Source organism: Erwinia sp., from assembly GCF_031978025.1.
Taxonomy (GTDB): domain Bacteria; phylum Pseudomonadota; class Gammaproteobacteria; order Enterobacterales; family Enterobacteriaceae; genus Erwinia.
The window spans coordinates 1-5,300 of record NZ_DALZCD010000082.1; the positions used below are offsets into that span (position 1 = coordinate 1).

Genomic DNA, 5,300 nt, shown 5'->3' on the forward strand with positions numbered 1-5,300 from the left:
AGCGGGCCTTACGCGCGGTGCTGATATCAGCCTGCAGCACGTTAACCCGGACAGAAATATGCACTTCGCGTGAATCCTGCATGCTGCCTCCGGATGCTCCTTTAACGCTGCGCTGCGTCTGAAGGTCGCAAGACGGGTAGGCCTGGATAAGCGGTATGGCTGCCGCGGCCTGGCCAGAAGCCAGCATGATAAGACCGCTTATAAGATGTTTCACGTTACGGCTCCTGCCTGACGGTATGCGAAGTGAGTGTAGAAGATTTCGGGTGGGCGCGCAGCCGCACAGTAAAAAAACATGGCTGAATATTCCGTCAGCAGGTTGTCAGGAGATAAGCAGTGTCTGTGCTCGCGGCAAATTGAATACGGCACCGGGATGGCTGTAGAGAACAGGAGGGGTAATACTGCCTTTATAATTTAAAGAGTAATGTTTATTTTCCCTGTCATAAAGGCCGGTTAGTAACACAGGGCAGGGTTTAGCTCACGTATGAAGAAGGCCGCATCTCTGCTTTGGCGGGATTAATGCCTGGAGTTTTGTGGCTTATCTGTTTGCCCAATAAAAATAGCAAAAGCGGAGAAAGATTCCTTCCGCCTTCGCTACTAACCTGTGATTTATTATTTCTGTTGCTCGCTTTCCCCGAGTATTTTGTTGATGGCTTCGGTCCCACATCGCTCGTCGGACTCCGCGCCCCCGGTTCCCGCCATACCGACGGCACCAATCCACTGGCCGTGATATTTTATCGGTACGCCGCCGCCAAGCAGTAATAACTCATTAACAGTATTGAGATTAACGGTATCCGGTGAGGATTGAGCCTGTCTGGCGAACTGTTTAGTCGGCGTTTTAGTCGAGAGCGCCGTAAAGGCTTTACGCCAGGCGGCTTGCGTATTATGTGGCCCCACGTTGTCATCTCTCATCAACGTAACCAGGTTGCCACCACGATCGACTATGGCTACCACCCCCTGGCGGTTCATACTGTGGCAGACAGAAAGTGCCTCGGTGGCCAATTTACTACTGAGTTCCTGCGTCATGTCATAGACGGTTGCGGGTTTGGCTGCAAAGGCCATGCAGGGTGCCGCAGCAAGCGCCAGCGCAATCACAAAAGATTTCATTTTCTCAGCTCCCCCGATACGTGGAGTAGCCGTACTGGCTCAGCAGCAGCGGCACGTGCAGGGGTTTAGCTGTATCGGCGAGATGAAACTCCACCGGAATTTCCGGGAAAAAGCTCTGCTGCTTTTGCTGTGTGAAATATTCACCGGTTTTAAAGATCACCCGATAATCGCCTGCCTGAACGGGTTTTTCTGGCCATAGCGCGTCAATACGACCGTCCTGGTCGGTGCTGGCCGTGTTCAGCACCGCCCAGCGTTCTCCCTGCTTTTGCTCAAGCGTAACCGCGATATGCGCTGCCGGTAGCCCGGTTTGCTGGTTCAGCACGTGTACGCTCAGTGGGTTTTTACTGGCAGCAAGGGTAATACCGGGAGCAGCCAGCAGCAGGGCAAGGGATAAGGCGGCGACAGACTTCTTCATGTGACATTCTCCTGTGTTAATCGCCCGGTAGTTATACCCTCACTGCCGTCCCGATTACCTGTCAGAAAGATGACCATATTGTCATCTGGCGCGGGTATGTTATAAGCGTCTCGTATGACCTGTGTTGTTGGACAGGGCAGATGCCGAAAAGCCTGTGAACCGCCAACGCTAGTCCACCTCTATAGACGCAAGAGGGAAACGCAAACTTTCCTCCTGTAAAACCTTTGATTTGCCAGGTAAGAGCAAAAATCAGCTTTATGCTAAAGGGCGTGTCGCTGATGGCCCGTTTGCTTCCGCCGCTCGCCGAATCATTTATCATCATGAAATCCCCAGCCTGCACCCACACCACAGAATGGCCGCTAACTTTGGTCTGGCTGAGGCAGATAGCGATAGCGCGCGCAAAGCTTGCTGAATCATCCTCAAGTTTTCAGCCCGCGCCAACGTCCCATGCCGAACGGTCAGTTCAGTCTTACTGAAGAAGAAAGCGATCCCGAAAATGTGCTGCCATCCAGCCCGAAGACTGAAGTTACTGTTTTAGCAAAAAAGCGTTGGCGAGGAATGCGTATAAAAGTCAATTGCTTGCGAAATGAAACATCCGCGCTACAGTTGATCGTTCTCAGTTTTATCCGTTTGTGGAGACGCGTTGTTAACACAACGGCAGGAGTCGCCTGGCGCACTGCACATTTTCAGAGGCTGTTAAGCCCGCTCGCCCTGGCATGCAAATGCTGCGCCCGGATGAGAGTGGGGCAAGAGTCGCGCCTGCGTGACCGTGCCGGATGGGAGGGGGGTTTTTAGCCAATATTGCTATCGCACTCTGAGGCCGCACGGGGGGAATAAAAAATCTAACGAACCCACATTTAAGATGAATTTACCTACCTGAAGGGAGAAAACAGATGAAGAAAAAAATCATGCTCACCGCTCTGCTTGCCGCATTAAGCTATGGCGCCGCCGCCGCAGAGGGCGGGTTTAAGGAAGGGGAAAAGGCTCCGCCGCCTGAAAAAGAAGATGCGGCACAAAAGGGAACAGAGGACACGCGCGCCACGAAAGCAAAAACGATCCGTGATTTCAGGCCGGGCGGCTACACAACGCTTGAGGGCTATATCGTCAGCGAGCAAAAACCGGGCAGCTATCTTTTTCGCGATTCCAGTGATGAGGTACGGCTGCAGGCTCCGGCGGAGGCTTTTCTTGGCAAAACGTATCAGTCAGATGACAAGGTTCGCGTCAGCGGTCGCGTTTACGGCAAAGCGGATAGTGCCTTTATGAGCGTGTCCCGGATTGAAAAACCCTGAATCACGTAGCGGAGAAAAATGGTCGGTTATCGCGGTACTGGCTGTTTTTCTTCCTGACGCATTTATTTTCTCAGACATCCGCTCTTTTCCTGACGGGGCGGGGTTAACCCAGGCCCTGTCCCTTAATCTCCTGAGTTCTGTTTCCTGAAGACTATTTTGATACGAGTTTCCCGAAGAAACAGGGAGCATTCTCTCGCCTTTACTGCCTGCTGAACCGACATCTCCGCTGGCCGCACGTCCATCGTAAAGTCATTAACGGTATGAGTCGCCCTGTTTGCGGGACGGGCCTGGCGGAGGGAACGACATCTTTTCAGGCCAGCCGACAACCTCTCTGTAAGCATTTGTTTAGTACAAAACGAACAGGACAGATCCCATAAGTCATTTCAGGGAATCCTCTTAAGTTGCCGGGCGTAAAGAGGGCATTTTTTACCCCAGGGTAAAACTCATTACCTTTAAGGCTCATTGTGTAACGCGACAAAAAAATATTTACGTCAGATTTATCGTAACGTCAGACATATTCTGTCACGTATCCTGAAAAAAACGATTCAGGAAGGCTCCAATGAAATAGCCCGGCAGGCAACTGAACAACCCTTGCCGCTTATCCTGTGGAGCGCTAATATTCGCTTTACGGATTGGGAGACGGGAACAAATACAATGCACCAAATAACATGGAGTTGGGAAAAGCACTTCAGCCTGGACGGTACCGTATTCATGGTTCTGCCGATCCTGATTGTGGTCGGTCTCTGGGCCCGTATAGTATGGCGAGTCAGAAAGAAAAGGGAATTGCCTGTCGATAACAGTGGCCTCAACCACGCAAACGTCAGCAAAAGCTTCATAAAAGCGGACACTCTTACAGATATTGTAATTGCGCTGGCCGGCACCTCTGCATTGCTGATGCTGTTATGGCTATATAGCTGACGTTTTATGTGGATTAACGCGCTGCGGAAACATTGATATCAGAGCGGATGATCGCGCTTCTATAGCGGGCTGATGCCTTTATACCGTCAGCTCTGCGCCTGAACAGGCCGCACGTTCAGGGTTTGGTTACTCTACGGGGGCTTGACGTCCTGGATTACCAATACTGTTTATATGAATCTACACGGGTCGATCGCAGTTCTCTCGCCGCCGAGTGAGGCAGGCACTGACCATAAATGGCCGAGGAATAAAGACGGTGCTGGTCATCCACTATCTGGCAAAGGCTTTTAAAAAGCTGACCGGATGACGGACTGATGACTGACCGGTCCGCTTTATCTTGCGTGGCAAAGTCGATCATAATGCTGACCTCTTTTACCCATGCAGCAGGAATTTGCTGTTTCTCCAGAAGGTGTATAAACAGCCTGCTGTAAGACTGCGTTATATCCTTTATCAGAATAAAACTGTCGCCGCTATTATGAGGAAGAAATGTAAACCGTACTGATGTTAATCCCTGTTCGATAGCGTAAAGCTTTAACAGGCCAACGGACCAGTAGCCGTTGTAATCGTTATTGCGGCTGACAAAGCTACTATTAAAAGAATTCGCTATGCCTTTCAGTTCTGTTCTTCTTGCCATTTTTCTGCCTGAACGCGGGGTATAAACGCCAATTGCCAACGATATAAGGTACCGTTATAACCGGGGTAAGCGGTTATTACAACATTTCTGCTTCCAACGTTAAGTGCTCTCTGGCGGCTATGACCGGGAAGCGAGCAACAGGATCCAGCCTGGTATTCCCCTAAAGATTTTCCACAAAATGCCGATAGTTTCTACAGGCTTTTTTAAAGCCGGTTTTACCCCCTATCAGCCGTATTAATCAGGAGAGCAAGATGGATGTATCACAGATTACCTCACTGGCTACAGGCCTCGATAACATGGAACTCAGTAGTAAAATAAGCAATGCCGTACTGAAGAAAACTCTGGATAATCAGCAGTCTGTTGCTGCCGGGATCCTTAACTCAATCCCTCAGTTACCTGCAAACCCGGCCGTAGGGCGCAACATCAACACCACTGCGTGATTATTGACGTTAAGTTCCCTCTGCATTATGTATTGCCTGTTTTAACTGCACTTTTAAACACTCCCTGAAGCAGGGAGTGAGTTCTTCCTGATCCAGCCTCTTCAGTAAAGCCGAAGGACTTTCCGACGTGGTTTCAACGCAGAGTGCATCCTGTTCGTGCCTGACCGCGGTTAGATACGACAGGAAATTCTACGGGATAAGTGAAAAGCAGCCAGGCAAGACGGCGATAACCTTCCTGGGTAAATGCCTGCTACCTGTATCTATTCTGTTAAATCCTGAGCATATGGCCAGTTTTTTACCCTGCGGTTAATTTGATAACCTGCAGGCTATCAGTCAGAATCTTTTTATGTGAAGAAATGCTAATTTACCACGTTTTATATTGTCTGGATTCAGGGGGTTATGTTTTTCTCTGCGTGGGATAGCCTTTTTAGCGGGTTTTTTAAGAGGGTATTTGCTTTATTAAGTCGGAGGGTGAGGGTTTATTTATCACAATATTATTACAC

At 49.9% G+C, this 5,300-nt stretch carries 6 protein-coding genes and 1 pseudogene; 3 read left to right on the forward strand and 4 right to left on the reverse strand.

The window, feature by feature from the left end; translation table 11 throughout:
• From RTK32_RS08735 to uraH, 3 genes and pseudogenes are all read right to left on the reverse strand, one after another.
• A pseudogene (locus RTK32_RS08735) lies at window positions 1–214 on the reverse strand (hypothetical protein); the annotation flags it as partial.
• A gap of 395 nt (window positions 215–609) precedes the next feature.
• Window positions 610–1,104, reverse strand: a complete 495-nt coding sequence (locus RTK32_RS08740; RefSeq protein WP_312043093.1) for a heme-binding protein — start codon at window positions 1,102–1,104, stop codon at window positions 610–612.
• Window positions 1,105–1,108: 4 nt separating this feature from the next.
• Window positions 1,109–1,519 (reverse strand): hydroxyisourate hydrolase, encoded by a 411-nt coding sequence (gene uraH, locus RTK32_RS08745; RefSeq protein WP_312043095.1) that lies wholly within the window; start codon window positions 1,517–1,519, stop codon window positions 1,109–1,111.
• A gap of 893 nt (window positions 1,520–2,412) precedes the next feature.
• Here uraH and RTK32_RS08750 point away from each other — a divergent pair.
• Window positions 2,413–2,808 (forward strand): NirD/YgiW/YdeI family stress tolerance protein, encoded by a 396-nt coding sequence (locus tag RTK32_RS08750; RefSeq protein WP_312043097.1) that lies wholly within the window; start codon window positions 2,413–2,415, stop codon window positions 2,806–2,808.
• A gap of 462 nt (window positions 2,809–3,270) precedes the next feature.
• The gene (locus RTK32_RS08755; RefSeq protein WP_312043098.1) at window positions 3,271–3,726 is read left to right on the forward strand and encodes a hypothetical protein; all 456 of its coding nucleotides are present in this window, start codon (window positions 3,271–3,273) and stop codon (window positions 3,724–3,726) included.
• A 154-nt stretch (window positions 3,727–3,880) separates the two neighbouring features.
• On the opposite strand, the gene RTK32_RS08760 is transcribed toward RTK32_RS08755, so the two are convergent.
• Window positions 3,881–4,357 carry a hypothetical protein gene (locus tag RTK32_RS08760; protein ID WP_312043100.1) on the reverse strand — a complete coding sequence of 159 codons (477 nt, stop codon included), beginning with the start codon at window positions 4,355–4,357 and terminating at the stop codon, window positions 3,881–3,883.
• Window positions 4,358–4,608: 251 nt separating this feature from the next.
• Here RTK32_RS08760 and RTK32_RS08765 point away from each other — a divergent pair, with 251 nt between their 5' ends.
• Window positions 4,609–4,797, forward strand: a complete 189-nt coding sequence (locus RTK32_RS08765) for a YjfB family protein (RefSeq protein ID WP_312043102.1) — start codon at window positions 4,609–4,611, stop codon at window positions 4,795–4,797.
• Window positions 4,798–5,300: the final 503 nt, after the last annotated feature.